The organism is Microvirga puerhi, from assembly GCF_020089865.1.
In the GTDB taxonomy this organism is placed as follows: Bacteria; Pseudomonadota; Alphaproteobacteria; order Rhizobiales; family Beijerinckiaceae; genus Microvirga; species Microvirga puerhi.
Genome location: NZ_JAIRBM010000021.1, coordinates 1 through 25,415 on the forward strand (window position 1 = coordinate 1; position 25,415 = coordinate 25,415).

Sequence of the window (25,415 nt, forward strand, 5' to 3'; positions counted from 1 at the left end):
GCTCAACCGCTTCCGCCGTCTCTCCATCCGCTATGAGCGTCGCGAGGACATCCATCTCGCCTTCACCACGCTTGGATGGGCTCTCATCTGCTTCAACCAATGCAGACGGTTTTGTTAGGAGCTCTAAGTGCGGCTATAGCGGAAGGAGAGAAGGAAGGCTGGGTGGACATCCGCTGCCGTCACCTGTGCCCGGACGTGATCCGGAATCGGCCACGGGGATCCGCGTTATGGCGCACGGCGATCTGTATAATGACGTGTACGGGGTGCACGGACATGAAAAAGCGGCATCGCTGGTGGCTGACGCCGCTTCAGAACGAGGATCCAGGTTGCGTTGTCACGTCACGAGTGGGCGTGACGTAGGCTTCGTACCGGTTTGCCGCAGATCGAGAAGGCGCCTCACTTTGCCCTCCCGACCCATGCGCGTGTATTCCGCTAGCTCGCCGTTCTCCGCAATCTCGACGCTCACGCGAACGCCCAGGTCCTTGTGGAGCGCGAGTTTTGGGGCTGATCAGCTCCTGATCGAAGTACGCGTGTCATCAGTTTACGGTCTTACCGAGGGTCGAAGTTGTTCAAGCAGGGCGAATATCGCAGGGTCGCCGCTTCTGGATGCGCAACGATACCTGCTGGCCTCCCCTGATTTTCTCAGTCCCTTTGAGAGATCTAATATTATTGGGGGCCGTCTCTGCAACAGCGTTTGGCAAGCTCAACACCTGGAGGGCGCGACGGAGAACGGCGTGCCGCCTATGTCGCAACGCCCTGCCCTCAGCACCGCTTTAGCAGGCGCTGCCCGACCTCAATGAACTCTCGGTGGGTAGCGGGTCGGCCCAGGATCCGCTGTTAAAGCGCATCACCTCCAGACCATCATCCATTTCAATGCAAGTAAGCGTCTGTCTCTGCCATTATCCGTGCCTGGATCGGGCCGCCTGTATGGGACCCTTTCGAAAGAGAAATGTCTCGGTAGTATATTTGGCCAATCCGGCTTGCACTATCTGATCGTCTACCGACCTACTCGGAGGCCGCGATAGCTATCGATTTCGGCAATAACGGCAAGCGGAAGGTTTGCTCAATTTTGCGATGCATTGGTGGCCATCAACATATGGCTGAGCAAGGACTGGATATAATGTCATGGCGCCTGGGGTTGCTAGCGACCTCCGCCGGCACCCGCACGACTGGAACATCATCTCGACAAGAATCTGACGGGCCAATCCGCCACTGATAACCTGCTCTTGCCTGCGGCAAGCCATATGGGTCTTTCCCATCCGAAAGGGCAAGAATGGAGGGGAACAATCGAGGCGCCGACCTCTATCGTGACAGAGACGAGTTTCGACAGCTTCCTCCCCGATCGCACCTAATGTTGTCCCGCGCGTCCGTCGCCATCCGAAGCGGCGATAAGAAAGTTCAAGGCGGCTGTTGTCTTGAGCAAGCACTTGAACAGGCGCTTGTCAGCAATGAAGCTAGGATCCTCTGCGCTCATGGACGAGATGCTAAGTTGTATCTTGGAGGGCCGAGGAGGTGCTTACCTCCCACATCATGGGCGGCGGCCACACAGCCGACGCATCGTCATCCGAGAGATCGTAGGCATCGGACGGGAGCACGGGCAACCGCGACGATCACAAGCATCCGGACACCGACTCCCGATTTACGACCACGACTTCGACAACTGCCAACGACGCGGCGGGCTCGGGCATGGGAGAAGTATTTCAGCTACGGAACAGGACGCCATGACTGATCGTCGTTGCCACAAATGGCTTTCTCATGATCGCATCTGGCGTGGCCTTTCCAAAACGTTGCGAGCCTGGGCCTTGAAAAAGCGCAAGGGGAGGGGGCTTGATAGAAGGCCTCTCGTATATATGGGCCTCAGAAGGCGTCGTGGTTCCCGGACATGAATTCCTCGCGGGCAGCGGAGACAACAAGAGCAAGATCGGGCATAGAGGACCGTGATATTCAAGCGGGCTGCCGGTCGACCTGACGAGACGGAGGACACAGATAGCTACTATGACAGGGAACAAGCTCAGAGGTTCTTAGCCGGACAAGCAGAACCTAATCCGATGTACATAAACCCAAACCAGAGACCTCGGAGGCGGCCGAGGAAGAGGGCGTCTCACGTCCAAATTAGCGACCCTCCTCGCGCGAAATCGACTTTCCGGCGCGCAGGAATACGTGCATCTGGATTGCCAGGGACTCAGGCTTGCAACGACCCAAAGTCGCGATTCCATGAGTCACCAATCTCGCCACCCTTATAAGCGAAGATCTTTTGCCAATGTTTCATTTTCCGGAAGATGCGGGGTCTGGCACGAGCAAGTTGTGCGCGCACAACTCCCTTGCCGTCAGATAGTGGCGCGACCGCGGAGCCCCGGCATCAGTGATATTTGTTGTGCGCGCACAACTTGTGAGCTGCCGCCCATGCCCACAAGGCTTTGCCGCAACACGCTATTGCCCAGCGCGGCACTGTGGCAAACGCGCAACACCTACGTTAACTCCGAATTAACCGAACCAGTCTGTATTGATATCAGCGCTTATTTCCTCGAATAAATTACGTCAGCGCGTATATCATCAGCGAGACGCACACGATGCAGGTCCAAGAACAGCGCCCTCAGGCCGAAGCAAATGATCTTCGTCTCCTTATTGAACGCGATGCCGAAGAACTTGCGACGAAGCTTCAGGCACACCAACTCCGGATTTTTCCTCCGACAGCACAAAAGCAGCTTCGGCGTTTCTCCTCAGCGGAGGCAGCGAAATTCCTCGGAATCCACGAAGGCTATATCCGGCAACTTGCGACGACTGGAAAAGCACCGCTGCCCGAACCAGGCCCCAACGGCCGCCGCACGTTCTCTCTCGAAGAGATGAATGCACTCCGCAAATTCCTTGATGAAGGAGCAAAGGGGAATCGCAGCTACATCCCTCATCGTTCAGGCGACGAGAAGCTCCAGATCATCTCGGTGATGAACTTTAAGGGCGGTAGCGCCAAGACGACGACTGCTACGCATTTGGCGCAGTATCTTGCATTGAAAGGGCATCGCGTGCTTGCGATCGACCTCGATCCCCAGGCGAGTATGAGTGCCATGTTTGGGCACCAGCCGGAACTCGATGTCGGCGAAAATGAAACCCTCTACGGCGCGATTCGGTACGATGAGCACCGACGCGACATCGCAGAGATCGTGCGGGCATCCTATCTGCCTGGTCTCCACATTATTCCGGGTCAGCTCGAGCTGATGGAGTTTGAGCACGAGACGCCAAAAGCACTCGCGACCCGTTCCCGGAACGGTGGCCTGTTTTTCTCACGGATCGGTGAGGCGCTCGAGACGATCGCCGATGAGTACGATATGGTGGTCATCGACTGTCCACCGCAGCTTGGCTTCTTAACCCTATCTGCCCTCTGCTCTGCCACATCCGTCCTCATTACGGTTCATCCCCAGATGATGGACGTCATGTCGATGTCCCAATTTCTCCGGATGACCGGCGACCTCCTGAAGGTCGTATCGGACGCCGGAGGAAAGACGAGCTACGACTGGATGGCCTATCTCATCACCCGCTTTGAGCCGAGCGATGGGCCGCAGAACCAAATGGTCGGCTTCATGCGGTCGATTTTTGGTAGGCGCGTCCTCAACACGCCCATGCTCAAGAGCACTGCGATTTCCGACGCCGGCCTCACTAAGCAGACGCTGTATGAAGTAGATCGATCGCAATTCAACAAGGGTACGTACGACCGCGCTCTTGAATCGCTTAACGCCGTGAACAGTGAGATCGAGGACCTGGTCCATAAGGCCTGGGGGAGGGCATAACGATGGCGCGGAAGAACATTTTTGAGAACATCGCAACCAGCATGGCTCAGTCCGCCGACGAAGTGGCCCTCCCGCTTGAGGCTACACGTCCTCTGATGAACCGCGAGCGTAAGCCGCCAAGAATATCCAGCCCGCTTGGCGCCATCACGGAGTCGCTTGGCGCCATCAACGAAAAGGCTCAGAGAGCCGAAGAAATTGAAAAGAAACTTGCTGAAGGGCAAGCGATCGTGGAGTTGGATCCAGCTGATATTGACAGGTCATTCGTGCGGGACCGGATGGCCCACGCGCCCGAAGATCACCAGAGGCTTGTTGAGTCCATCAAAGTCAGCGGCCAACAAGTCCCGATCCTTGTCCGGCCTCATCCTGAACGACCAGGCCGCTACCAAGTGGCCTACGGGCATCGACGTCTCCTTGCCGTAACGGAGGCCAGGATCAAGGTACGTGCCGTTGTGCGTGAGTTGACGGATGAGCAACTCGTTATCGCCCAAGGTCAGGAGAACAACGAGCGCACAAATTTAACATTTATCGAAAAGGCTCGTTTCGCTGCGCGCTTGGAAGAAGCTCGGTTCGGCCGTGAAACGATCATGCAAGCGCTCTGCGTCGACAAAGCAGCTTTGTCTAAAATGATCTCTGTCGCAACACGGATCTCCGCCGACATTATCGATGCAATCGGGCATGCACCCTCCGTAGGGCAGAGGCGGTGGCAGGAGGTCTGCGATCTCCTCACCAAAGATAAAGGCGAAAAGGTTCGCAAATTTCTCGTTAGCTCTGGTGCCGCATCTCTCACCAGCGACGAGCGTTTCGAGGCCGTCTTCAAACTCCTTACATCGAAGGACGGGGCTGGGCGCCAACCCGTCGATTATTGGGTTTCGTCTGCCGGAATTCGCGTCGCCAAATATACGCAAGCGGACAAGAAGTTCTCGCTCATTATCGACGAAAAAGCTGCGCCGCAGTTTGGGCAATTCCTGCTCAGCAAAATGCAATCTCTTTATGAGGAATTCCGCCAACAGGGATTGAAGTGAACTCTCCAACGGAACCACGGTGGCCGTCTGAAGCCCTTGGTTAACGTGAGCTTTAAGCCACCGTCTGATGACACTGCCTGGGGCTCGTTCCGAGCTGCCCCATCAACTTGGGCGGGTGCATCTAGCTCAAGTGGTGACCGCAATTTCTCTGTAAATGCCACCAAGCGGATCGAAACCAGCTTCCAAAGGCCTCTGGCACGGGCATCCGGTGCGTCCCAAGAGGGGAGGGGACCTCAAAGTGCGATGACGGCGGCATTAAGGATCCAAGAAGAGCGCTGCGAACAGCGTAGCTTTGCCTGAGTTGGCTTCGTTTTAGATTGTCTTTTCTGCCATTTTCCAGCACCTTAGCTATATCTCAATGATATCCTCCGGAGATAGCTGTACAATCCGGAGCGGAAATCCTGCACGGCGCGGCCATGGGGCGAAAAACATGCGGACATTTTCGATCTCCGATGATCAGGCATTGGCGCCGATCCAGCTCCCGCAGCTCCCCTGGGAGAACCTGGTCGGCCGCCTCGAGAGCCTTGTGCTCGATATCCGGACCTTTGATGCTGGCCTGGAGGCATCGGGACTGACCGATGGCTGGCAATCCCGATGCGACATGACCGAGGCAGCTCGGGCTCTCATGCTCGATGGTCAGCTCGTCGATCTTGGCGATATCGTTCTGCATGACGCTGGCATGGATGTCCGCAGCCCCACCCACGAACTCACCCGCGCGGCAGCGGCTCTGCGCGCCCGGCGCACAGTGATGGTGCGCAAGCCGCCGTGGCCACTATCGATCGATGGCATCACAGCTCTGCGAGGTATCGCAAGCGTGCAAAACGATGCTGCGGCACCACGAAACGCGGCGGCGAAGCGAGTGTCGGCCTCCGCCTCAGACGCAGCCCTCTACGACGACGAGGATCCTTGGCTCGGTCATTTTGCCGACATCGATGCCTTGCTTGATCGCACCTCGCAGGTGCTGGCCGGCGAGATCCCACTTGCGAAGTCCCGGTCCACTCTTGTCTACGACGAGGATGAAGACGAGATGACAAAAGAAGACCTCTGGCTCGATGTCGTTCATCGCACTCGCCACTGGCCGGCGCTCGCCGCAGCGGCGTTGGCGTGGGACGCGTGGACGAACCTGCACCTGCACCAGAGGCAGCCATGGCTCGGACTGATCCTGGCCGGAGCGATCCTGCGGACGCGGGGCGTGACCTCGCGCCTCTTACCGCTGGCCTCCGGCTACAAGACTGCGAAGTACCGCCCCACCGGTCGTGAGACGCCCGCCCAGAAGATCGAGGGCTTTTGTCAGATCGTCAGCGAAGCTCTGACGCACGGACAGAAGGACCTGGAGCGCCTGAGTCTGGCGCGTGATCTGATGAACCGAGTCACCCGCACCTGTCGCAGCCATTCCAAGTTGCCGGATGTGGTCAGCCTCTTTCTGTCACGCCCGCTGGTGACGGTCGCGCTGGCGGCCAAGCTTTTGCAGGTCACCCCGAAGGCTGTTGATCTGATGTTGGTGCAGCTCGGCGGTGCCTTGCCGCGCGAGCTGACTGGCCGTCGACGATACCGCGCCTGGGGCATCGTCTAAAGCTTCCAGATTGCAAACTTTATCGCAGCCGATGGATCATCAGCACGCGTATCAGCTCTGATTTTTCTGATGAGGCAAGAAGAGCCTTTTCTCACTAGGCAATGCGTTTGCAGCCTGTGACACCGTCCAAGATAGGACACATGAGTGTGTCCTTCTTCCTGCTCACCTCACCCAGCCGAGGGATACCGGATATTCCTATACATTTGGGGCGGCTGATAGCACCCAAAGTTCTACTTTTCGTGTCCAGAGCCACCCTTGCGGCCGCCGCCTGTCTGCTTGTTCACGGTTGCCCATGCGCGCCGCTCAGCTTCTTTGTCGCTGACGCCACGGTGCTCATAGCCCTCCTCAATGTGCTCGGCTTGGCGTTTTTGCTTGTCGGTATAGGATGATTTATCGCCGCGCGGCATCATTCTCTCCTGTTACTTGTCGCATTAGCCCTCGTCAGACAAACGCGGGTCAAAATCCCGATGCTGCCGGGAGCCTGCTAGCGTCAATTCTAAATAACGGTAGAGAAATTGCTTCGTTCCTTGGTGGGTTGGCTGTGCGGCACCGGTGCAGTCATGCATGCTTAACATTAGGCGAGGCTACGCCCCGTCATCGACGATCTATATTCGAAATATGCTCTCACAGCGGCTGACACCGTTCGACCTCAGGCCTTGCTTGGCGATACTTGGTCGCAAGCAGGCTGCGCAAAATGTATCGTTCACTTCGCTTTGGCCGGGTCCATCTCGTTTATTCGCTGCTCGCTCGTCGCGACTGCGGCGGCTGAGATGCATAATATTGCGCTACTTCGTCGATCTCTTCCGGTGTCATCTGACGCGCGATGTTGCGCATCTGCTGACTGATGTCGTTGCGTCGGGCGCCTGATGCGAAAGCCTGAAGCTGCGTCCTGATATAGGCAGCCGATTGTCCTTCCAGCCAGGGGCTTCCAGCTTTGTTGTCGAGGGCACCGTGACAGGATCCGCAGGCGGCAATGTTGCGCATCGGCGCCCCGTTCACGACGATCCGCGGCGCTGGCTTACCTTGTTCAGGATGATAGGCGGGAAGACGAGGTAGGTAGGCGTAGTAGGCCGAAAGGTCGACCATGTCCTGCTCACTGAGCGACACGGCAAATGGCGTCATGATCGCGTTCACCCGCGCACCCGACGTGAAATCCTTGAGCTGCTTGTAGATTGCGGAGGCGTACTGGCCTGCGAGATTAGGGGAATCGGCGCGGCTGACTCCGACGGGACCATGGCAAATCGCACATTGTTGCGCGAGCGTTGCACCCCTGCCGATGGATTCTTGGCTCGGCTGGCCCAACATCGACGCTGTTACTACAACCGTGGAGACCTTGAAGTCTGGCTGCACGGGAGCGGCGCTCGATCGCACCTGCGGCACACCTGCAGCGCTACAGATCGCGTCCCAGATGCTTGTGAAGGTTACATCGCGCTGGGCGTAAGGTAGCACAATCAAACCGACCACCGCCGTGAGTAGGAACAGGCCGGCAGTGATTCCTACGGCCGTGATGAACCAGCGGTTCCTCAGCGAGAAGACGGATTCCGCGCTCATTTCTCCGCTCCGACATAGACGGCGGGCACCGACGTCTCCGGCGTGACCAGAAGCTGCATGATCGGGAAGCCGTAATTGGTCACGGTCAGGCCGACCATCAGGGCGATCCAGAGTGCGTGACCATTCAGTACGGCCGGAAGAGTGATCGGCGGATGGATGGCCGTGGCGAAGCGGTATTCGCCAGGCTCTGCCTGCGGGGCTCGCCGGTTCTGAATCAGCACCGCGAAGAAGAGGATGCTAGATGCGACCAGAATAAACCCACCAAAGGCCGACATCGTCACCGACATCGCATCCGCTGCGAGCGCGGGGCTACTGTAGTCGAAGAACGCCATGCGACGTGGCATGCCGAGGATGCCGACCCAGTGCCAAGGGAAGGTGGTCACGATCATGCCGATGAACCACAGCCAGAGTTGGGCACGCATGAGTCTGACGCTGGTTAGAGCGCGGCCCGTCAGGTGAGGCCAGAGGTCGTAGGTGATGGCGAAGTACATGATCACGATCGCACCACCGAAGATCAGGTGGAAGTGTCCGGTGATCCACTGCGTGTTGTGGATCGTCGTGTTCAACTGATAACTCATGTTGATGAGACCGCCAGCGCCGCCGAAGCCCAGCATGACGAAGGAGAGGGCCGTCGCCAGCATGATCGGATTGCTCCATGGCAGCGCTTTGATCCATCCGAATGGCCCCCGTCCGCCTCGCATGCGAGCCGCCACCTCGGCGGTTGCGCAGATCGTGAAGATTGTAAGCAATGTCGGTAGCGCGACCAGAGCCGTGAATGCCGAGTGGATAAACTTGAATCCAGCACCCACCTGCGGGTCCGCAAAGGCGTGGTGGATGCCAATCGGCATCGAGACCACCAAGAACAGGATGAATGCGAGCCGCCCCATCGGGTCGCTATAGAGTTTGCCTCCGATCGCGCGCGGGAAGATCGTATAGTAGGCGATATAGGTGGGAATCAGCCAGAAGTAGACGATCGCGTGCAATGTCCAGGAGAAGAAGACTCGCGCCAGTCCCGCGTCAATGGTCGACCTGAGCCCCAGGGCAACAGGAATGATCTGGAACAGGAGTTCCAGCGCGGCCCCGACCGCGGTCCATGCCCAGAGGTAGGAGCCCGCAACGTTCGCGAACATAGCCAATGGGACAGGTTCGCCGGGATGATCGCGTTTCCAGACATGGAGATTGATCGACATCAATGCCACCCAGATCCACGACCCGACCACGACCAGCACGACGCCAATGTAGTAGAAGGGGTTGCCGATCAGCGGCGGATAAAACGTGTACAAGACTGAGGCCAATCCCATCGACACTGGGACCATGGCTGTGACCGCACCCACGGCAATCAGCCAGAACCCGGCCCAGGCCCAGCGGCGACCGATCAGTGCCTGCTTCAGAGCGGCTTCGCTGATCGCATAGCCGAATCCCATGGCCACTAGCGTGGGAAACACATAGCCCATCACGGTGCCGTGCGCGGTCAGTGAGCGGTAGTACCACTCCGGGTTGCTGATCCAGGCCTGCAGAGGACTGCGGACAAACATCTGCCAAGCGCCCAGCAGCAATGCGAGCCCGAACACTCCGAATGCAAGCCAAAAATGCGCGAGGATGAGGCGTCGGCTATTCAACACAATCCAATCTCCGGCGGTTGGATGTCATGTTCATGAAGGCGGCTTTGTCGATCACCTTGACCCTGGCCCACATGCCTTCGTGGCCAATGCTGCAGAACTCCTGGCACGGCATGAGGTGCTCACCCGGCTTCTCGAAGCGTGCGGTCAGGACTGAGACATAGCCCGGCACCAGCATGGTATTGACATTTGTGCCCTGGATCAGCAGGCCGTGCACGACATCCGAACTCGTCGCGCGCAGGGTGATGGGCGTATCTGTTGGGACTAGTATGCATTGCGGCGTGAAGGAGTAGCGCTGCCCAATCGCGCGGACCGTCACGGTGCCATCGGGCTCCGCGGCACTGCCGAGATTGGTCTCGACGAATTCTCCACCGATGTGGAGGGTAGTCGGGTCTGCCGTCTCGACCCGGACCTGCGGCATAGTCGCTTGATGGATCCCTGCAAACGCAGCAACGCCTGCGATTACGACAATGATCACGATCGACAGTGTGGCCCACCGCCGCTCGGCGCGGGCCGCGACGGCTGCGCCATCGTCATGAATGTGGGGGGAGGATGTCATCGGACGACACACCTCATTGGGCTATCCCACGCGGGATGAAGACAAAGAAATAGAAGGCAAACCAAATGGCGACGACGATGGCGGTGGCAATCCCAGCCACCACGGCGGCGCCCTTGGGCCCCGTGCGCGCGGCCGCGTGGGCGGCATCGCCATCCGCCTGCGTGGCCTGGATTGGGGAAGGATCGGAGTTGATCATGATACCCTCAATTGAGCGGAGCGGAGCGAAGTTCGTTGGCCTGAGCTGCGGTCACCGGAGTTCCGCGGTTGCCCCATGCCGCACGAATGTATGTAACCACCGCCGCGACCTCATTATCGGATAGTGACTGCGCGAACGGTGGCATGCCATGCGGCAGGGGATTACCGAAGGTGCCCGGCGGGTAACCGCCGTTCAGCACCATACGAATCGGGTTGACCGCTGATGCCATCTGGATGGACTGGTTGCCCGCAAGGGGAGGGTAATGAGGCGGCTTCCCCTGTCCCTGGGCGCCGTGACAGCTTGCGCACTGATTGTCGTAGACGGTCTTGCCGAGGCTGAGCAGCAAGCTGCTTTCTGTCGTCGGGACGGCAGAACTCGGTGGTTCAGGCGGACTGCCCTGGCCGATACTCTTGAGATAGACGGCCATCGCCCGAATATCCTCGTCCGTGAGGTACTGGAGGCTGTTGTAGACGACCTCGGCCATGGGGCCGTAAACGGTACCCCGGTTCGATATGCCGGTGCGCAGCAAATCGGCGATATCCTTGAGGCTCCAGTCGCCAAGACCCGCTTCCTTGTTCGAGGTAAGCGAGGGCGCGTACCAGTTTTGCATCGGAATCAGACCGCCCTGAAAGGCCTCGGACTCCGAGCTGCCGCCCAGGGCATTGATGGGTGTGTGGCACATGCCACAATGGCCCAAGCCCTCGACGAGATACGCACCGCGGTTCCATTCGGCCGACTGGTTCGCGTCCGGTCTGAACTCACCCTCCCGGAAAAAGAGCGTGCGCCAGCCTAAGATCAGAGAGCGGTTGTTGTAAGGGAAGCGCAGATCGTGCGGTCGATTGGGCTGTTTGACCGGAGGAATGCTCGTCAGGTAGGCGAAGATCGCATCATTGTCCTCGCGTGTAACTTTCGTGTAGGAGCCGAACGGCATAGCTGGATACAGAAGGCCACCATCGGGCGAGCGCCCCGTGTGCATCATCTTGTGGAAGTCGTCGGCGGTCCATTTGCCGATTCCGGTGTCTGGATCAGGCGTGATGTTCGAGGTGTAGAGCGTGCCGAAGGGCGTGGGCATAGCCCGCCCACCGGCGAACAATTTACCCTCCGGCGCCGTATGACATGCAATGCAGTCCCCGGCCCGAGCCAAGTACTCGCCCTTGGCGATAATGTCGGCCTTGCTGGGCTTGCCCTTATCCTGCGCTTGAGCCACGCTTCCAATCGGGGCGAGGATTGCAACGACTGCGAGAGCGAGGGTGGTCAGTGTATCGCGCGTCCACATGATCGCACCTCAGTTTGGCTGGCTTCCACAGGCGAAGGGCAGAGCGTAGCTGCCTTTCTTCGCGGGCGATGGATCCTGGGGTGCTGGTCGGGAGGAAAGGTAGGCCGCGATGGCGTTGACGTCCTCCTCGGTGAGGTGACCTGCCACAAGCTGCATGCAGTCCGGCGCGTTGGCCGTTCTCGTGCCGTAGCGCCACGCCCCGAGCTGCGCGCTGATGTACTTCGCCCGCAGCCCCAGCAGTCCTGGAATGCCGGGATCCATGCCGGTGAAGTGGACACCGTGGCAGCTCGAGCATGCGGGGATGCCACGGTCGGCAGCTCCCTGTGTTACCAAGGTTTCACCGTGGGCCAGCACCTCTTTGCTGACGGTCGGGACGCCCTGCTCGGGGAGGGGTGGCCTCTGCTCGGCAAAGTACTCGGCCATGTGCTTGAGGGAGTCGTCCGGCTGGAACTCGAGCAGGTAGTTCATTGGTGGGTATCTGCGCCGCCCGTCGCGGAAGGCGATCAGCTGATTGAAGAGATATCCTGCCGGTTTGCCCGCGAGCCGCGGAAAGTAAGGATCGCTGGTGCCCTGGCCCTGCGCTCCATGACAGGGCGCACAGGCAAGGACCCGGGCTGCCGGGGTGTCAGGGGCCTGATCCTGCGTCTGTGCGAGAGTCGGCTTGGAGAATGCGGTGGTAAAGACCAGCAGGCCCAAGGCGGTGGAAGCGAACAAGCCGAGAAGGGAGAAACGGTGCGGCAACCTGACGATCTCCTGTGATCTTCCGGTTCAAGCCCAAGGAATCGTAGGGTTCATCAGTCTCTCGACAACCCCTGTCGCAGTTCCCCGATGCAGCTATTGCGCGCGTAACATGCTCCCACCCTCGCCACGAGGGTCGTATGACTGCGGGCAAGTATCCATAGAACCTAACGTTTCTAAGATTCGTAGCTGGTTTGCGCAGGGTCAGAGTAATGAGACCTGATCTGACATGACTTGGTGGTCGCTGCGAGACTGCTGCGGCGAAAACCGTACACGATCAGCAGCATGTTCGAAGAACCGTCTTGGGTTAGGGCAATGGAAGGTGCAGTCGCATTTGCCCCACCGAAGCGTCGAATAGGTCTTCGGATGTTCCTCCTCGCACTCGGCGTGGACGCCCTCTTGAGCGGAGTCTGCGGAGCGCTTTGGCGGCTCGGGTGGACACTCCCATATGGATCTTCTCTGGCCGCCGTCTACGGTCCCCTTATGATTTCGGGTCTGTTCGGAACTCTGATCGGTCTAGAATGTGCTGTCGCGCTCGGCCGTGGATTGAGTTACATTACTCCTGTCTTCACTAGGCCTGGGGACTCTGTCCCTTGTCACCGAAGCACCGGTTGCCCTAGGCGCCGGCGCATACGTGGTTGCAGCAGCAGAAACGTTTATGTCTTGACCACCACGCCGTTCGCCATAGGTGGCGAACCGAGCAGTTCTGCGAGCCAGAGGCTCGAAGGATGTTGGGCACAAAAGGACAGGAACGCGATGGTGATAGGCACGCCGATGAACGCTCCGAAGACGCCCCACAGATAGCTCCAGAAGAAGACCGAGAATAGTACGATCGCCGGAGAAATCGCGAGCGCGCTGCCAGAGACCCGTGGCTCGATATAGCTGCCGACGATGAACTGAATAAGGTTGAGGCAGGCGAAAACCGCGATCACCGTCTGCCAGGAATCGAACTGCGTCATCGCGAACAGCGTTGGAAAAACGGTGGCGACCAAGGGACCGAGAAACGGGATGTAGTTCAGCAAGAAGGCAATAAAGCCCCATTCCTCCGCGAGCTGTAGCCCGACGAGTTTGGCGAAACCCCAGACCAGCAGGCCAGTAATGACGCTCATGCAGGTCCTGATCAGCATGTAGCGGCGGATCTTGATTGCGGTTTCCACGCTCCCTTGAAGCAGTATTTGGCCGCGCTCCTGATTGCGCATACGGCGCAGTTTGCGGCCAAAGTCGTCGACCTCGAGCAGGCCGAGGATCACATAAACGAGTACGATCAACCAAAAGCTCATGGTGCTGTTTAGCCGGCCAGTGATCCTTTGCGCGGTGCGCAGTACCCAGCTGATGTTGAAATTCTCCGACCAGACGCCTGCCACTGCTATGCCATGGCCCTCAAGCCAGAGGATGATCTGATCATAGAAATACTGAAAGCGGGCCGCGTCGCTGATGATCCAACGACCAACGCGCCCGAAGGCCCATACAATCAGCGAGCCGAAGGCAAAGAAGGTGACAACCATGATGACGACGCTGACCGCGAGCGCTACGAGCCGCGGTAGAAAAGTCTGAAGAACCTTCTGCAGTGGCCAGACGAGCGCGATGATGAAAAGCGCGAAGGAAACTGGTGCGAAGACCGAACTTGCGACCGACAACGCAGCAAAGGCCAGGATGGTGGCGATCACAATCTGTGCGCTCTGATGGATTTTTCCGTCGGTCATCTGCAATCCTGGTGAAGCGATCGGAAAGAGCCGGGCTGAATGCGGATTGCGGCTCCGGTTTGCATCGGTCATATACCTTCTGTCAGCTCGTCGAGGTCGAGCGTCGATCTTTTGCCAATATCGTCCTTATGTGATTGGTAAAAGGCTTCGGCGGATCGTCTTCCCTCGTCGTGGAGCATGGTCAGGAACTCCCATTCAGCATTCAGTTTGGAGGAATAGCCCAGGTCGGACATGGCCTCGCTGGTGATTCTGTGAACACGCATGCGAGCCCAGCGCATACCCTCGCCAGTCTTGAGATTGGCCGTCCGGCGCAGCAACGCCATCATTCGCAATTCCTTAAGGAGTACAGCGTTGAACGAGACCTCGTTGAGTCGATTGAGGATGTCGCGCGCTGTTCGCGGGGTTCCTGGTCGTTCCACCGGGTTAATCTGGACTAGAACAGTGTCGAGCGCGTCGCTCTCTTTGATCAGCGGTGTCATTGTCGGATTGCCGGAATAGCCACCGTCCCAGTAGATCTCGCCCCCGATCTCGACGGCCTGGAACAGCGTCGGTAGACAGGCAGAGGCGAGCAGCACATCGGGCGTAATCTCGGCATTGCGAAAGACGCGTCCGCGGCCGGTGCGCACATTTGTGGCGGTGATGAAGAGCTTGACCGGGCTGCTCGCTAGGCTGTTGAATTCGATGACGTCGGTGAGGATATCGGTAAGTGGATTCGTGCCGATCGGGTTCAGGCTATAGGGAGACACCACCCTCGACATCAAGTCCATGGTCACGAACAGTGGCGAGTGATCAAGTGTCCAGCGACCGAGTAGGATGTCGAGCGGGCTGCGCTGAAATGGACTGAAACGCGCTGCATCCGCGACCTTTCGCCAGAATAGATCGAGCGCCTTGCGCGCGCCGTCACGGCCGCCTCTGGCATATCCGGCGGCGAGAACCGCTGCGTTCATGGCCCCCGCCGAGGTTCCCGAGATCGCCTCGATCTCAAGCCAGTCCTCTTCGAGGATCCGGCTCAGGACGCCCCAGGTGAAGGCCCCATGCGCCCCACCACCCTGAAGCGCAAGGTCGATGGTCAGGCGCGCACGCTTATCAGAGCTGCCCGAATGTGCCGACGAGCGAATGGTCGAGGGGGCTTTGGTCACGTCAATCCCATCCCAATTGGTTAACATGCCCTCATCATGACGACTTCATGAGGGCTTCATCCCAAACCGCTTTGTAACTGAGTTCGGCCTACACCTCCGGCCAATTCCGGGGTGTACGATACTCAAAGGCCGTCATTTTGATCGCTAGGGGTCCCCCTGTGCGTCCCATGATACCTAGCCTATAATCTAGGCCTAAGAACTCCCGAGGAAATGATGACGGAGTGCAGTATCTCTGTCATCATGCCATTGCCCATTACTGAGCCGTCGACTATGCTCCGCATTTGTTGGTGTAACTCAACTGACGCAAGTGATTAGTCACCAGCAAATGGCACGTAGATGAAGCGTACATCAAAATGCACGGTCAGTGACAGTATCTCTATTGTTCAATCGACAGCAATGATGAGGCCGTTGAACTCTCGTTCAGCAAGCGCCAAAACCTCGCCCCAGCCCAACGGTTTCTTCGCAAGGCTCTCGAGCGGCACGGTTGGCCCGAGCGGATTGTGAGCGACGGCAGCCAAATTAATCGTGAGGCAATTCTGTCCTGCAATATGACCGGTCAACAGGGGGAAACGTCAAGGCGAGAACTTAAGCCAATATGTGGCCGCCAGACCCGTTACTTGAACAACCGGATTGGGGCAGAACAACTTGTATCAAGTGTCGAACTCAAAAGATGCTCGCGTTCAAGTCGAGGGTGACGCCTGTTCGGTCGGTGCTGGGTGGGATCAAGATGGTATATCTGATGCATAGGAGACAGACGAAGTACGTCTGAACTCCACATCTCTCGCACGGATTAGTTCAAAGTGCTCGCTGCGTAACGCGGCGCGAAGTTCGCTGCCTACATCCCGACTTCAATCAAGATTTGCAACAGGGCCGGTCGCTCGCCCCAGCGGCCGGCCCTGTTTCAATATCTAGCGATGAGTCCCGCCAGTGCTGTGGGGCGAACTCTTATATTGCCCGTGGAGTGGACTTCCGGACCTCGTTGTCGGCTTGCACACACCGCCAACCATTTGCTCCCCCCGCTTGCAAGCCCTATTCGAGGGAGCTGTCTGTGCCGAGGCCGTTCCTCCGAGCATAACCAGCAAAGCGGCTGCCGACATCAGTCCCAACAGTGCTTTCATAAGAGCCTCCTCATAAACCTTGCAAAGAAGTGAACCGAACAGACACGCTAACTTAACGCAGGGCTGGCGGGATGCCGGCATACATCAGGAATGGAGGCGGCTCATCATCAACTATGCCTTATCCCAGACACCGCGTGGATAGACCTGTCATTGCGATAAAAGTAGCTGCCAACGCGCCGCCACCCGAAGGCTTTGATCTGATGCATGCCTTGCACCTGACAGTGCTAATTAAACCATGCCACAATGGCTTCAGAGTTGATCTAGATCAAACCGAGGGCGAGGTCAGCGTAAGATCTATTCCTGATCATACGCCAAGCTAGAACAAATCAGGAACTCGCGTTCGGCCTCCCGCATCCTCGGACAATCTCATCATCGACGCGATGTACACCCGTGAGAGTAGCCACTTGGCATTCTCCGTGCTCAACCGGAATTGCCGGAATAACGATCCCTGAGACGCGACGCGTGGATATGGTAGGCCCGAACTGTACGGGCTGACGGATCGCACGCTAATGTCGGTCTCCTCAAAGGCGGTGCATTGTTGTACTAGGATCGCCGATCAATTCCCTTTCAATGGCCTTAACAAGCCCAGAATCATCATCGATCGCCGTAGCAAGCAAATTGCCATTACCGACATGATTAAGCGCAGCGGGCTGTGCGAGCCTGACGGCGCGGCCATCAAAGTTCTAGGCTATTCGTTGATGCACGCGGCGGCGCAACGCAATGGCTGCCACAATCGCGGCAACAAAGCCCGAGGCCGCGCCGACGCACAGGGCCGCGCGCGGGCCGTAATGGTCGGCGACCCATCCGACAAGAGGTGCGCCGATCGGTGTGCCGCCGAGCGCAACACCGACGCGCAGCGCCATCATGCGTCCGCGCAGAACAGGATCGGTGGAGATCTGGACCAGACTGTTACTGGTATTGGTGACGGTGAGAGCGGCAGCGCCTGTCAGGACCAGCGCGGCGGCGAAGGTGAGTGGAGAGGGCGCCATCGCGGCCAGCGTACACCCGACCCCGAACAGGAGAGTTCCAACCAGCAACGACGTGAATTCCGGCCTAGCGCGCCGTGCGTTGAGCAGCGCGCCACCCATTGTCCCGACCGCCATTGCCGCCGATAGGATGCCGTAGCCCGCGGCGTTGCTGTGGAAGGCGCCAACCGCCATCGTGGAGATGAAGATCGGGAAGTTCAGCCCGAAGGTGCCAACCAGGAACAGGATCAGCAATATAGCTTTCAGATCGGGCCGGCCGCCCACATAGCGCAATCCTTCAACGAAACCGCCGCGCACCCGGGCCGCCCGTGGATTGGGCCGCAGCTCCCCGCTGCGCAGGAAGCAGAGCGAGGCCAGCACGGCGAAAAACGACAATCCATTGAACACGAAAGCCCAGCCTGAGCCTATGGCGGCAATGGCTAGGCCCGCCGTCGCCGGACCGATCATGCGTGCGGCGTTAAACGAAGTCGAATTCAGAGCCACGGCATTAGGCAGGTCGTCATGTCCAACCAACTCGCTGACAAAGGTCTGACGCACCGGCGCATCGAAGGCCGCCACGCAACCGAGCAAAAAGGCGAAAATGCAGACGTGCCACAACCTCGCCTCGCCAGACACGGTGAGAACGCCGAGTGCCAGCGCCAGCACGCCCATCACGCCTTGCGTAACCATCAGAAGGCGACGCTGGTTGAGTCGGTCAGCGGCCATGCCCGTCCACGGCAACAACAGGAATTGTGGGCCATATTGCAGAGCCATGACGAGGCCGACGGCTGAGGCGTCGTGATGGGTCAGTTCGGTCAGGACCAGCCAGTCCTGCGCCGTGCGCTGTACCCAGGTCCCGATGTTCGACACCAGCGCCCCGGCGGCCCAGACGCGATAGTTGAAAAGGCGCAGAGAACGGAACATGCCTGCGCTTTGTCTGGTGGGCGTGCCACGCATCTCAGCGGCCTGACAGAAGCGCGACGATCTCGTCCGTCGTACCGATTTCGCCTAGGCGCGGAAAGACATTGGCGATGCTGTAATCATGCGCTTCTTTTCGCCTGTCGATCATGGCGTCCGTGGCCAGGGCGACGTTGAAACCAACCTCATAGGCCTGGCGCGCCGTTGCCTCGACACCCGAGCTAGTGGCGATGCCGGTAATCACCACCTGCGTGACACCACGCTCACGCAGCGTTTCCTCAAGGCCGATCTTCGTGAACGCGCCCCAGGTATGCTTGGTAATCAGAACATCGTCGGGCTGGGCGTTCAATTCCGGAATCAGGTCGGTCCAACCGGCAGGGAAGTTGAAGGTTGGGCGCAGCGTTTCGGTGCGGCCCGGCGCAACGCCAGCTACATTGACCAACACGTCGGTCTGCTTCGCAGCGCGGAAGGCGTCGAGCAGCTTGCGCGTCTGCGCGATCGCGTCCGCGACTGGGTGTGTCAGCGACAGACTAACGATGCCCTTTTGCAGATCGACGACGATCAGGGTGGATTTCGGGTCCAATTGCGTAACGGGCATGGGAAGCCACCTATTTCAGCTTTCGGAAATGCGGCGCAGAATGTCGGCAGCTGCGGCTAGTTGCGCCTGCTCCTCAGAACTCAGATTCACGATCTGGCGTGCCAGCCAGTCCTGGCGCGCTGCGCGCCCCCGCGCCAGTTTTTCCACGCAAAGCGGGGTGGTGGAGATCAGGGTCTGGCGGCCGTCGTTCGGATCTGGCGCACCCGCCACCAGCCCTGCCGCCTCCAGCGCGGCGACAGTCACGCCCATCGACTGCGGGCGCACACCTTCAGCGCGCGCCAGGTTTGATACCGTGGCCGGCCCGTCTCGGTCCAACCGTCGGAGTGCAGCGATCTGCGAAGGAGTCAGATCCCCGACGCTGCCCTGCTCACGCAGGCGGCGCTTCAATCGGCTGATCAGGGCGCGAAGCTCTGCTGCAAGGGAAGCAATATCAATGTCGTTCGCCATATCGATCTTATAGCAGATACGAAGACAATCTGTAAAGATAAACTACGAAGTTTACATTCATAATTGCCCCCACGTAGGCGATGGTCCGGCATTGCGACCTACTGCGGTGCTAGCGACGGATTGAACGCCACGCATTCGTCCGATGCAGCTCTTGATGGCTCTATGCGACAAGTCGCTGCTTTGTCCGAGCCGGGTCGACTTCAGTTTCCGCCATGATCCGGAGAGTATAACGATCTGTAGGGTAGTGAGGTGGCGCCTGTCTTGCTCGCTCATCAAGCGGCGGGTATGCAGCCGATCTCCTATGCTTGCTTCCAAGTTCCATCCGAGATTATCCGGCATGCGGTCTGGTCGTACCTGCCGTTCGCCTTCAGCTCCCGTAGTGTCGAGAAACTCTTCGCTGAGAGCGACCCGGATAAGACGGTCTGCTCTGCATTCTTAAACTCGGACGTGCTTTCGCTCCGTCGCAGTCCATTCAGCTCGGCCCATGCGTTTGCTTCGTCCCGGATGTTCAAAACATTCAAATACCGCCAGGTCGATTGCTCAGGGACCCTAATGAGCGTCCGGCGATTCCTGCCTTATGACCTCAGCCTGCGAACTCTGGGAGAGATGATGACTGCGGGGCAGCTCGCGTGGGACCGTCGCGCCGACACGCAGCGGATTCGCCCAATGTCCAGATTCAAGTCAGTAAAGAGCGATTGTGCGATAAACATCATGCGCCTCCGGAGTTTGCCGGAGGCGCATGTCGAAATGAGTCACTGAAGAGTTGCAACAGTTCCTGTGCTCATTTCTCGTGTCTCTTCTAGGGCGCCGCGGCGCTCTAGAACTTCCAAGTGAAGCTTCCCTTCAAGGCATGGTCCTGCGCTCGCGTTCCAATCTGGCCCTGGCAATTAACGCCCAAGCTGATGCTTTGAGTTGCCTGCCGGTCGCGCCCGGCCTCTGCCACCAGAGCATCACGATCCACCGGAACGCCAGCCATCTGGAAGGCCGCTGCCCCGCTGGCAAAAGCTAGCAATGCCTGCAGCACCATATCTCCATAAAAGTGCCTCCAACCCATAAGACCACACAGATCGGCGGCACATCCGCGCTCAGGCGAGCCTCCGCCCGCACTCCCAAGGTCGTGGTGCCGAGATTGTAGTCCTGGGCATAGCCAGCTAGAGCCGACGCACCACCATTCTCGACAAAGCCATCCGTATGCGAGCGCCGAATCGATACGTTGACTACCGGTTCGATCGTAACGGATCCCAGATTCAACTGGTAACCGAACTCGCCGAAGGCCTGCGCAGTCCAGCCGTCATAGGAAGTACTTGTCTTGTCGGCAAAGCCTCGAATGGTCACTGTCCGTGTGATGTCGATGTCGTGAGCGGCATAAGATGCACCAAGACGCAAATTCAGACCACTCCATCCGGCACCACCATAGATCGCGCCGAACGTCGTGTCGGCACCGAGGGTGAACCTGCCCGTCGGACGCTTGAGGGAAGCTGCGTTCCCATCACCCTCAGCTTGTTCCCAGGAGCCGAGGCCTTGACCCCAAAAGCGTTGGGGAGAGTATTCACAACGGCGATGGGCGCGACAGATGGAGCACGCGCTGGCTGATCGGCAGTATAGGCTCCCGTCATGACGGGCCCTTGACCGCTCGTCGAACTCGGGCCTTGGCGCAACCGGCTCAGAGCGGCATTCCGAACGAGACGGGAATCCTCAAGCATCGCTGTGACCGCCCTCGCGTGGATTTCACCCGAGAGTGAACCGAGGCCTGTTCGCGCCTCAGCAGCTGTGGCTCCAATCAAAGCATTGTAGATCGGGTTTCCGCATCGGATGGCACGATCAACTGCTCCGCCAATACTTGCTTGGCTTTGCGTTGCTGCAATGCCCGAGAAAGTGGTGTCGTTTCGCACTAGCGTCAGAGTGACGGCGTTGGTGCCATAGGTCAGCTCCGGCATCAGGAAAGCGAGATTCGTGAAGATGTCTCCGAAGCGTCCCGTCACACCACCAGTGGCCGTCAGGATGGTGTAGGCGGTTCGCGGGCGATAATCGCCCTGCGCCGCGATCACCTGAACCGAGGCGCCATTGATGATAGCTGTACCTGACGCTTTGACGAGATCGGAGCTGCCGTTGGCGTTGGCCGCGACCTGATAAATCGAGGAGGTTGCGAGAGTTACATTCCCGGCAACATTAAGCGTACCGATAGAGTTTCCCGGCGCAATGATTGATCCGTTCTGAGCCAGAATTCCGCCGACTATTCCAGAACCCCAAGCATACCACCGCTCCCAATGGTAACCGTAGAGTTTGCGACAGAGCCATTAACGACAAGGCGGCCTGATCTACAGCCACTCCGCCTGAGAGAGTGCTCGTCTCGGTAAGATAGAGTGTGCCGCCTCCAGTCTTGGTAGCGCGCCCGTTCCATCGACCTAACCGGAAATCACTGTATTGCCATTGGTGGTGTCGATAGTTCCGCCCGCCGCTGTAACGGTGATCGACTGGCTGAGAGTTGCGGCTGTCGTCGGAGCAAACGTGCCACCATCGAAGGTGACATCGCTTCCGGTTGTGGCCGGGTCGTTCTGGTCAAAGGCCGGATTTCAACAACCGCATTGTGCAGGACCATTGCGCTACTAAACAAAGAGTTCGTTCGATGCTTGAACTCATGCCGGTGAACAGCACTTGGAAGTTCCCCAGCCACCACTTGCAAAGCAGTTTGATTTGCCGGGCGCATGAACGCATTGTCGATCGATTGTCCCTTTCGTATCGCTCTGCGTGGTCCGTAGCACAACCGTTCTAACCGGCGATTTTAGCATACTGATCTCTGACATCGATGGCGAGGTCCGGCCTGTCGGTCGTGAATGCAGCGACACTCTGCTTGAAAGCTCGCATGATTGCCTCCGTTGTGTGAGCGGCAAAGACGCCAAAACTCAGGCCACGCGCCCTACAGAAGTCCACATCACCATCCACCATTTGCTCGATGCGGAGTGAAAGTTCCGATACCCCTGCGGCGAGAGCGCGCTCACAGTACGATGTCAATCCTCCTGCCTCAGCCTCATAGGTATCTGTCTTAATCAACCAGATCAGCGGCAAATTCCTCCGCAAGGAAGCGAGCACTCTAAGAGTATCCAGGTTGAAGGAGGTAAAGGTCACCCGATCGAGAAGCCCTCGCTCTTCGAGAGCAGCGACCGTCTGCGCTTCCATGTCTTCATAGCGGTTCCCATCGACCATGTCCTTGAGTTCGATACGCAAACCCATCCGACGGGTGGTCACGATGTCGAGGACCTCTGCGAATGTAGGCAAGCCTTCGCCGTCCGTTCTCCTCAGACGACACACTTTCAGCCGATCCCACGGCATCTCCGCGATGACGCCCTCTCCTTCGCTGGTACGGCCGAGAATTGGATCGTGATGGACCAGGAGGACTCCGTCCCGAGACCGGTGAAGATCGAACTCAATGAAATCGACCGGCAGCTTCATCGAGTTTCGGAACGCCAGACGGCTGTTTTCAGGCCATAGCTCGGCACCGCCACGGTGGGAAGCGATCTTCGTGGAGGAGGGGGGCATCGGGAGTCCTCGGGATTGTTTGGCAAGTAAACTTGCAATTCACTATCATCGCAATATCTCTTGCAACAATCCGGTTCTCTCGTCTAGTCTCCCACGGACTAGGCAATGAGGAGTGACATGGGTCTGATCGAGCTGATCGAGCGCCACGACGAGGCCCTGACGGATTCCGATCGTCGGCTCGTAGCTGTCCTTCTGGAGGCCCGGGATGCCGGCGGTCTACTGCCGGCCCGCGAGGTCGCTCAGCGAGCCGGTGTTCATGAGGCGACCGCCGGTCGCCTAGCCCGCAAGCTTGGATTCGACTCCTATCGGGATCTGCGCGAGTCGCTTCAGAACGCGATGATCTCCAATCTGGATTCCTCGGCCCGCATGCGGAAACGGCTCGGCCGCGTTGCCGGGCGCTCGATCCTCCAATCCATCGTCGACGGAGAAATCGAAACGCTCAGTGCCCTGCCGCATCAAATCCCGCAGGCGGATCTTGATCGGGCGGTGGAGGCGCTGCGGACAGCGGGACGGATTATCATCGGCGGCGAGAGCCATGCCAGCTCGCTGGCCGAGCTCTTCGCGCGGCGTCTCGTCCGGTCGGGATATCGCGCCTCATCCCTCGCGCATTTCGACTGGAAAGCCGCCGACGAATTGCTCGGCCTGAAGGCGAAGGATGCCGTAATCATCATCGCCTTCCGTTACGTGGGCGACAGCTTGAAAAGCCTTGTTCGACATGCTCAGTCGCTTTCAGCCACCACGATTCTGATCACGGATCTGCGGCCACCTCCCTTTAAAATAGATATCTGTCTCTCGGCCCTGCGTGGGCATACGGGAGAGACACAGTCTTTGACTGTCCCCATGGCGATCTGCAATGCGCTCGTTCTCGGATTGTCGTTAAGCGATGGCGGCCGCTCGCTGGAGACATTGGCCGAACTGGAGAATGTAAGACGCGGACTCGGTGTTCACATAAGGCGCGCCGGGCGAAAATAGGAATCCTTCAAATACATCAAAGCATCGTCACAACAGAGAAACATAACCCGACTAAACGGGTGGAAACTATGGGAGAGAACAATGTACAGCGACTTTAGCAGCAAGAAGCCAGTGCGAAGCCTTCTCACCGCCTTGGCTTTGAGTGTGGCTTTCGGCTGTGTCAGTCACACGGCTCTTGCCGACGATCGACCTTCTATCACGATTGCCGTCAATGAGCTCGCCCGCAGCCTCGATCCGGTTGCACAGACAGGCAATGTCGACGTCCGAATCTACTATTCCATCTTCGACACCTTGATCCGTCGCGACTTCTCTCATCCAACCGCCGATGGCGGTGCCAATCTTGTTTCCGGCCTGGCTGAAAGTTGGTCATGGACCACGCCTAAGACTTTCGACGTCAAGCTCCGCAAGGGTGTCGTCTGCCACGACGGGAAGCCTTTCAATGCTGACGACGTTCTGGCCACATTCTCGGCCGAACGCCTCTGGGGTCCGGAATCCTACTATCCCGAAGGGCGTGTCTATTTCGGCACGCTCGAGAAGGTGGAAAAGCTCGACGACTATACTGTCCGCTTCACCACCAGCGAGCACGACGCAGTAATGCAGCATCGCCTGTCGAGCTATACTGCGTTCGTGATCTGCGACGAGGCCTGGAACGCCTTCAAGAAGCCGGGGGTTGATCACAAGGTCTGGATGGATGAGGCCGCCAAGAACCTGCGCTGGAATCCCGTGGGAACCGGACCCTACAAATTTGTAGACTACCAGAAGAACGACCGCATCAAGCTGATGGCGTTCGATCAATATTATGAAGGAAAACCGGCAGCCGCAGCGCTCACCTTCAAGTCCGTTCCTGAGGTGGCCGCCCGCGTTGCCGGGCTCGTCGCCGGCGATTTCGACATCTCGGTCGAGATCCCACCGGACCAGTGGGACAGCATCGCGAAATACAAGGATCTGGTCCTGAAGACCGTTCCGTTAGAGAACAGCCACATCCTAGCCTTCAACCCCAACGATCCCGTTCTCGCCGACAAGAAACTCCGCCACGCACTCAGTTTGGCGATCGATCGTAAGGCGCTCATCGACGCCCTCTGGAAAGGCAAGACATATACGCCGAATGGCCACCAGCTTCCCAGCTTTGGAAACATGTACATCAAGGATCGAGCTGGCTACGCCCATGACATGGCAAAAGCCAAGAAGCTATTGGCCGAAAGCAGTTACAAGGGCCAGGAGATCAGCTACCGGCTGATCCCGAACTACTATCTCTACAACGTGGAGGCAGCGCAAATCATTCAGGAGATGTGGCGAGAACTCGGTGTTAACATCCGCATCGACTTCGTCGAGAGCTTCAAGGAGGTCCGCAAGCCCGGCGTGCAGATCTTCCCCTGGTCCAATACATATCGCATTCCCGATCCGACGGGTGCTCTTCTGGTGCTGTGGGGCCCTGACAGCGAAACGCAGGTCGGCCATAAACTCTACAAGTCAAGCGACGAGTTCAATGCTCTAAGCAAGGTGCTCTACGTCTCAGCCGATGAGACCGAGCGGCGCAATGCCTTCGCTAAGATGCTCGATATCTTCGAAGACGATATGCCGATGACCATGCTGTACAATCCGGTGACAGCCTATGTGACGAAGAAAAACATTCGCTGGGAGCCATACTCGCAATACTACATGGACTTCCGGCCTTCGAACTTCTCCATTGATCGGAAGTAAC

20 protein-coding genes and 4 pseudogenes are annotated in these 25,415 nt (G+C 58.3%); 8 read left to right on the forward strand and 16 right to left on the reverse strand.

Going from position 1 to position 25,415, the window contains the following annotated elements:
- Positions 1-118: pseudogene (locus K9B37_RS20560) on the forward strand (IS5/IS1182 family transposase); the annotation flags it as partial.
- A gap of 216 nt (positions 119-334) precedes the next feature.
- On the opposite strand, the gene K9B37_RS24705 reads toward K9B37_RS20560, so the two are convergent.
- Complete coding sequence (locus tag K9B37_RS24705) at positions 335-466, reverse strand: hypothetical protein (protein ID WP_255616699.1); 132 nt, start codon at positions 464-466, stop codon at positions 335-337.
- A gap of 2,104 nt (positions 467-2,570) precedes the next feature.
- Here K9B37_RS24705 and repA point away from each other — a divergent pair.
- The 3 genes from repA (at position 2,571) to K9B37_RS20575 (ending at position 6,377) form a co-directional block, all read left to right on the forward strand.
- Positions 2,571-3,782 (forward strand): plasmid partitioning protein RepA, encoded by a 1,212-nt coding sequence (gene repA / locus K9B37_RS20565; protein WP_224315413.1) that lies wholly within the window; start codon positions 2,571-2,573, stop codon positions 3,780-3,782.
- A gap of 2 nt (positions 3,783-3,784) precedes the next feature.
- On the forward strand, positions 3,785-4,804 hold the full coding sequence (gene repB / locus K9B37_RS20570) for a plasmid partitioning protein RepB (RefSeq protein ID WP_224315414.1): 1,020 nt from the start codon (positions 3,785-3,787) through the stop codon (positions 4,802-4,804).
- Positions 4,805-5,234: 430 nt separating this feature from the next.
- Positions 5,235-6,377, forward strand: coding sequence for an RHE_PE00001 family protein (locus K9B37_RS20575; RefSeq protein WP_224315415.1), 1,143 nt, complete (start codon positions 5,235-5,237; stop codon positions 6,375-6,377).
- Between the two features lie 233 nt (positions 6,378-6,610).
- Here the strand turns inward: K9B37_RS20575 and K9B37_RS20580 are convergent.
- The 7 genes and pseudogenes from K9B37_RS20580 to K9B37_RS20610 form a co-directional block, all read right to left on the reverse strand.
- Positions 6,611-6,784: pseudogene (locus K9B37_RS20580) on the reverse strand (plasmid stabilization protein); the annotation flags it as partial.
- 325 nt (positions 6,785-7,109) lie between these two features.
- Complete coding sequence (locus K9B37_RS20585; protein ID WP_224315416.1) at positions 7,110-7,928, reverse strand: c-type cytochrome; 819 nt, start codon at positions 7,926-7,928, stop codon at positions 7,110-7,112.
- On the reverse strand, positions 7,925-9,550 hold the full coding sequence (locus K9B37_RS20590) for a b(o/a)3-type cytochrome-c oxidase subunit 1 (protein ID WP_224315417.1): 1,626 nt from the start codon (positions 9,548-9,550) through the stop codon (positions 7,925-7,927). Before K9B37_RS20590 ends, K9B37_RS20585 begins: the two co-directional genes overlap by 4 nt.
- Positions 9,540-10,106 (reverse strand): cupredoxin domain-containing protein, encoded by a 567-nt coding sequence (locus tag K9B37_RS20595; protein ID WP_224315418.1) that lies wholly within the window; start codon positions 10,104-10,106, stop codon positions 9,540-9,542. The genes K9B37_RS20590 and K9B37_RS20595 overlap by 11 nt, the downstream gene beginning before the upstream one ends.
- Before the next feature lie 13 nt (positions 10,107-10,119).
- Positions 10,120-10,302, reverse strand: coding sequence for a hypothetical protein (locus K9B37_RS20600; RefSeq protein ID WP_224315419.1), 183 nt, complete (start codon positions 10,300-10,302; stop codon positions 10,120-10,122).
- 7 nt (positions 10,303-10,309) lie between these two features.
- Positions 10,310-11,578 (reverse strand): cytochrome c, encoded by a 1,269-nt coding sequence (locus K9B37_RS20605; RefSeq protein ID WP_224315420.1) that lies wholly within the window; start codon positions 11,576-11,578, stop codon positions 10,310-10,312.
- A gap of 9 nt (positions 11,579-11,587) precedes the next feature.
- Complete coding sequence (locus K9B37_RS20610; protein ID WP_439651773.1) at positions 11,588-12,268, reverse strand: c-type cytochrome; 681 nt, start codon at positions 12,266-12,268, stop codon at positions 11,588-11,590.
- A 414-nt stretch (positions 12,269-12,682) separates the two neighbouring features.
- Here K9B37_RS20610 and K9B37_RS25100 point away from each other — a divergent pair.
- Positions 12,683-12,880 (forward strand): annotated as a pseudogene (locus K9B37_RS25100) (DUF8744 domain-containing protein); the annotation flags it as partial.
- 92 nt (positions 12,881-12,972) lie between these two features.
- Here the strand turns inward: K9B37_RS25100 and K9B37_RS20615 are convergent.
- Together K9B37_RS20615 and K9B37_RS20620 are read right to left on the reverse strand one after the other, a co-directional pair.
- The gene (locus tag K9B37_RS20615; RefSeq protein ID WP_224315421.1) at positions 12,973-14,019 is read right to left on the reverse strand and encodes an AI-2E family transporter; all 1,047 of its coding nucleotides are present in this window, start codon (positions 14,017-14,019) and stop codon (positions 12,973-12,975) included.
- Positions 14,020-14,087: 68 nt separating this feature from the next.
- Positions 14,088-15,158 (reverse strand): patatin-like phospholipase family protein, encoded by a 1,071-nt coding sequence (locus K9B37_RS20620; protein ID WP_439651771.1) that lies wholly within the window; start codon positions 15,156-15,158, stop codon positions 14,088-14,090.
- A 171-nt stretch (positions 15,159-15,329) separates the two neighbouring features.
- Here K9B37_RS20620 and K9B37_RS20625 point away from each other — a divergent pair.
- A pseudogene (locus K9B37_RS20625) lies at positions 15,330-15,927 on the forward strand (DDE-type integrase/transposase/recombinase); the annotation flags it as partial.
- Between the two features lie 1,032 nt (positions 15,928-16,959).
- Here K9B37_RS20625 and K9B37_RS20630 read toward each other — a convergent pair.
- From K9B37_RS20630 to K9B37_RS20655, 6 genes are all read right to left on the reverse strand, one after another.
- Complete coding sequence (locus K9B37_RS20630) at positions 16,960-18,165, reverse strand: MFS transporter (protein ID WP_224315422.1); 1,206 nt, start codon at positions 18,163-18,165, stop codon at positions 16,960-16,962.
- A 34-nt stretch (positions 18,166-18,199) separates the two neighbouring features.
- Positions 18,200-18,757, reverse strand: coding sequence for an isochorismatase family protein (locus tag K9B37_RS20635; RefSeq protein ID WP_224315423.1), 558 nt, complete (start codon positions 18,755-18,757; stop codon positions 18,200-18,202).
- 15 nt (positions 18,758-18,772) lie between these two features.
- Entirely contained in the window at positions 18,773-19,204 is a 432-nt protein-coding gene (locus K9B37_RS20640) for a MarR family winged helix-turn-helix transcriptional regulator (protein ID WP_224315424.1), read from the reverse strand.
- A gap of 1,005 nt (positions 19,205-20,209) precedes the next feature.
- On the reverse strand, positions 20,210-20,590 hold the full coding sequence (locus K9B37_RS20645; RefSeq protein ID WP_255616700.1) for an autotransporter outer membrane beta-barrel domain-containing protein: 381 nt from the start codon (positions 20,588-20,590) through the stop codon (positions 20,210-20,212).
- 2 nt (positions 20,591-20,592) lie between these two features.
- Complete coding sequence (locus K9B37_RS20650; protein WP_369414387.1) at positions 20,593-21,441, reverse strand: autotransporter outer membrane beta-barrel domain-containing protein; 849 nt, start codon at positions 21,439-21,441, stop codon at positions 20,593-20,595.
- A 532-nt stretch (positions 21,442-21,973) separates the two neighbouring features.
- On the reverse strand, positions 21,974-22,741 hold the full coding sequence (locus K9B37_RS20655; RefSeq protein ID WP_224315425.1) for a glycerophosphodiester phosphodiesterase: 768 nt from the start codon (positions 22,739-22,741) through the stop codon (positions 21,974-21,976).
- A 117-nt stretch (positions 22,742-22,858) separates the two neighbouring features.
- On the opposite strand from K9B37_RS20655, the gene K9B37_RS20660 reads away from it, so the two are divergent.
- On the forward strand, positions 22,859-23,713 hold the full coding sequence (locus tag K9B37_RS20660; protein ID WP_224315426.1) for a MurR/RpiR family transcriptional regulator: 855 nt from the start codon (positions 22,859-22,861) through the stop codon (positions 23,711-23,713).
- An 81-nt stretch (positions 23,714-23,794) separates the two neighbouring features.
- Entirely contained in the window at positions 23,795-25,414 is a 1,620-nt protein-coding gene (locus tag K9B37_RS20665) for an ABC transporter substrate-binding protein (protein ID WP_224315427.1), read from the forward strand.
- The last annotated feature ends 1 nt before the right edge of the window (position 25,415 follow it).

Coding starts and splice junctions, on each gene's coding strand:
- repA (WP_224315413.1), top strand. CDS start 2,571: ATGCAGGTCCAAGAACAGCGCCCTCAGGCCGAAGCAAATGATCTTCGT.
- repB (WP_224315414.1), top strand. CDS start 3,785: ATGGCGCGGAAGAACATTTTTGAGAACATCGCAACCAGCATGGCTCAG.
- K9B37_RS20575 (WP_224315415.1), top strand. CDS start 5,235: ATGCGGACATTTTCGATCTCCGATGATCAGGCATTGGCGCCGATCCAG.
- K9B37_RS20585 (WP_224315416.1), bottom strand. CDS start 7,928: ATGAGCGCGGAATCCGTCTTCTCGCTGAGGAACCGCTGGTTCATCACG.
- K9B37_RS20595 (WP_224315418.1), bottom strand. CDS start 10,106: ATGACATCCTCCCCCCACATTCATGACGATGGCGCAGCCGTCGCGGCC.
- K9B37_RS20600 (WP_224315419.1), bottom strand. CDS start 10,302: ATGATCAACTCCGATCCTTCCCCAATCCAGGCCACGCAGGCGGATGGC.
- K9B37_RS20605 (WP_224315420.1), bottom strand. CDS start 11,578: ATGTGGACGCGCGATACACTGACCACCCTCGCTCTCGCAGTCGTTGCA.
- K9B37_RS20615 (WP_224315421.1), bottom strand. CDS start 14,019: ATGACCGACGGAAAAATCCATCAGAGCGCACAGATTGTGATCGCCACC.
- K9B37_RS20630 (WP_224315422.1), bottom strand. CDS start 18,165: ATGTTCCGTTCTCTGCGCCTTTTCAACTATCGCGTCTGGGCCGCCGGG.
- K9B37_RS20635 (WP_224315423.1), bottom strand. CDS start 18,757: ATGCCCGTTACGCAATTGGACCCGAAATCCACCCTGATCGTCGTCGAT.
- K9B37_RS20640 (WP_224315424.1), bottom strand. CDS start 19,204: ATGGCGAACGACATTGATATTGCTTCCCTTGCAGCAGAGCTTCGCGCC.
- K9B37_RS20655 (WP_224315425.1), bottom strand. CDS start 22,741: ATGCCCCCCTCCTCCACGAAGATCGCTTCCCACCGTGGCGGTGCCGAG.
- K9B37_RS20660 (WP_224315426.1), top strand. CDS start 22,859: ATGGGTCTGATCGAGCTGATCGAGCGCCACGACGAGGCCCTGACGGAT.
- K9B37_RS20665 (WP_224315427.1), top strand. CDS start 23,795: ATGTACAGCGACTTTAGCAGCAAGAAGCCAGTGCGAAGCCTTCTCACC.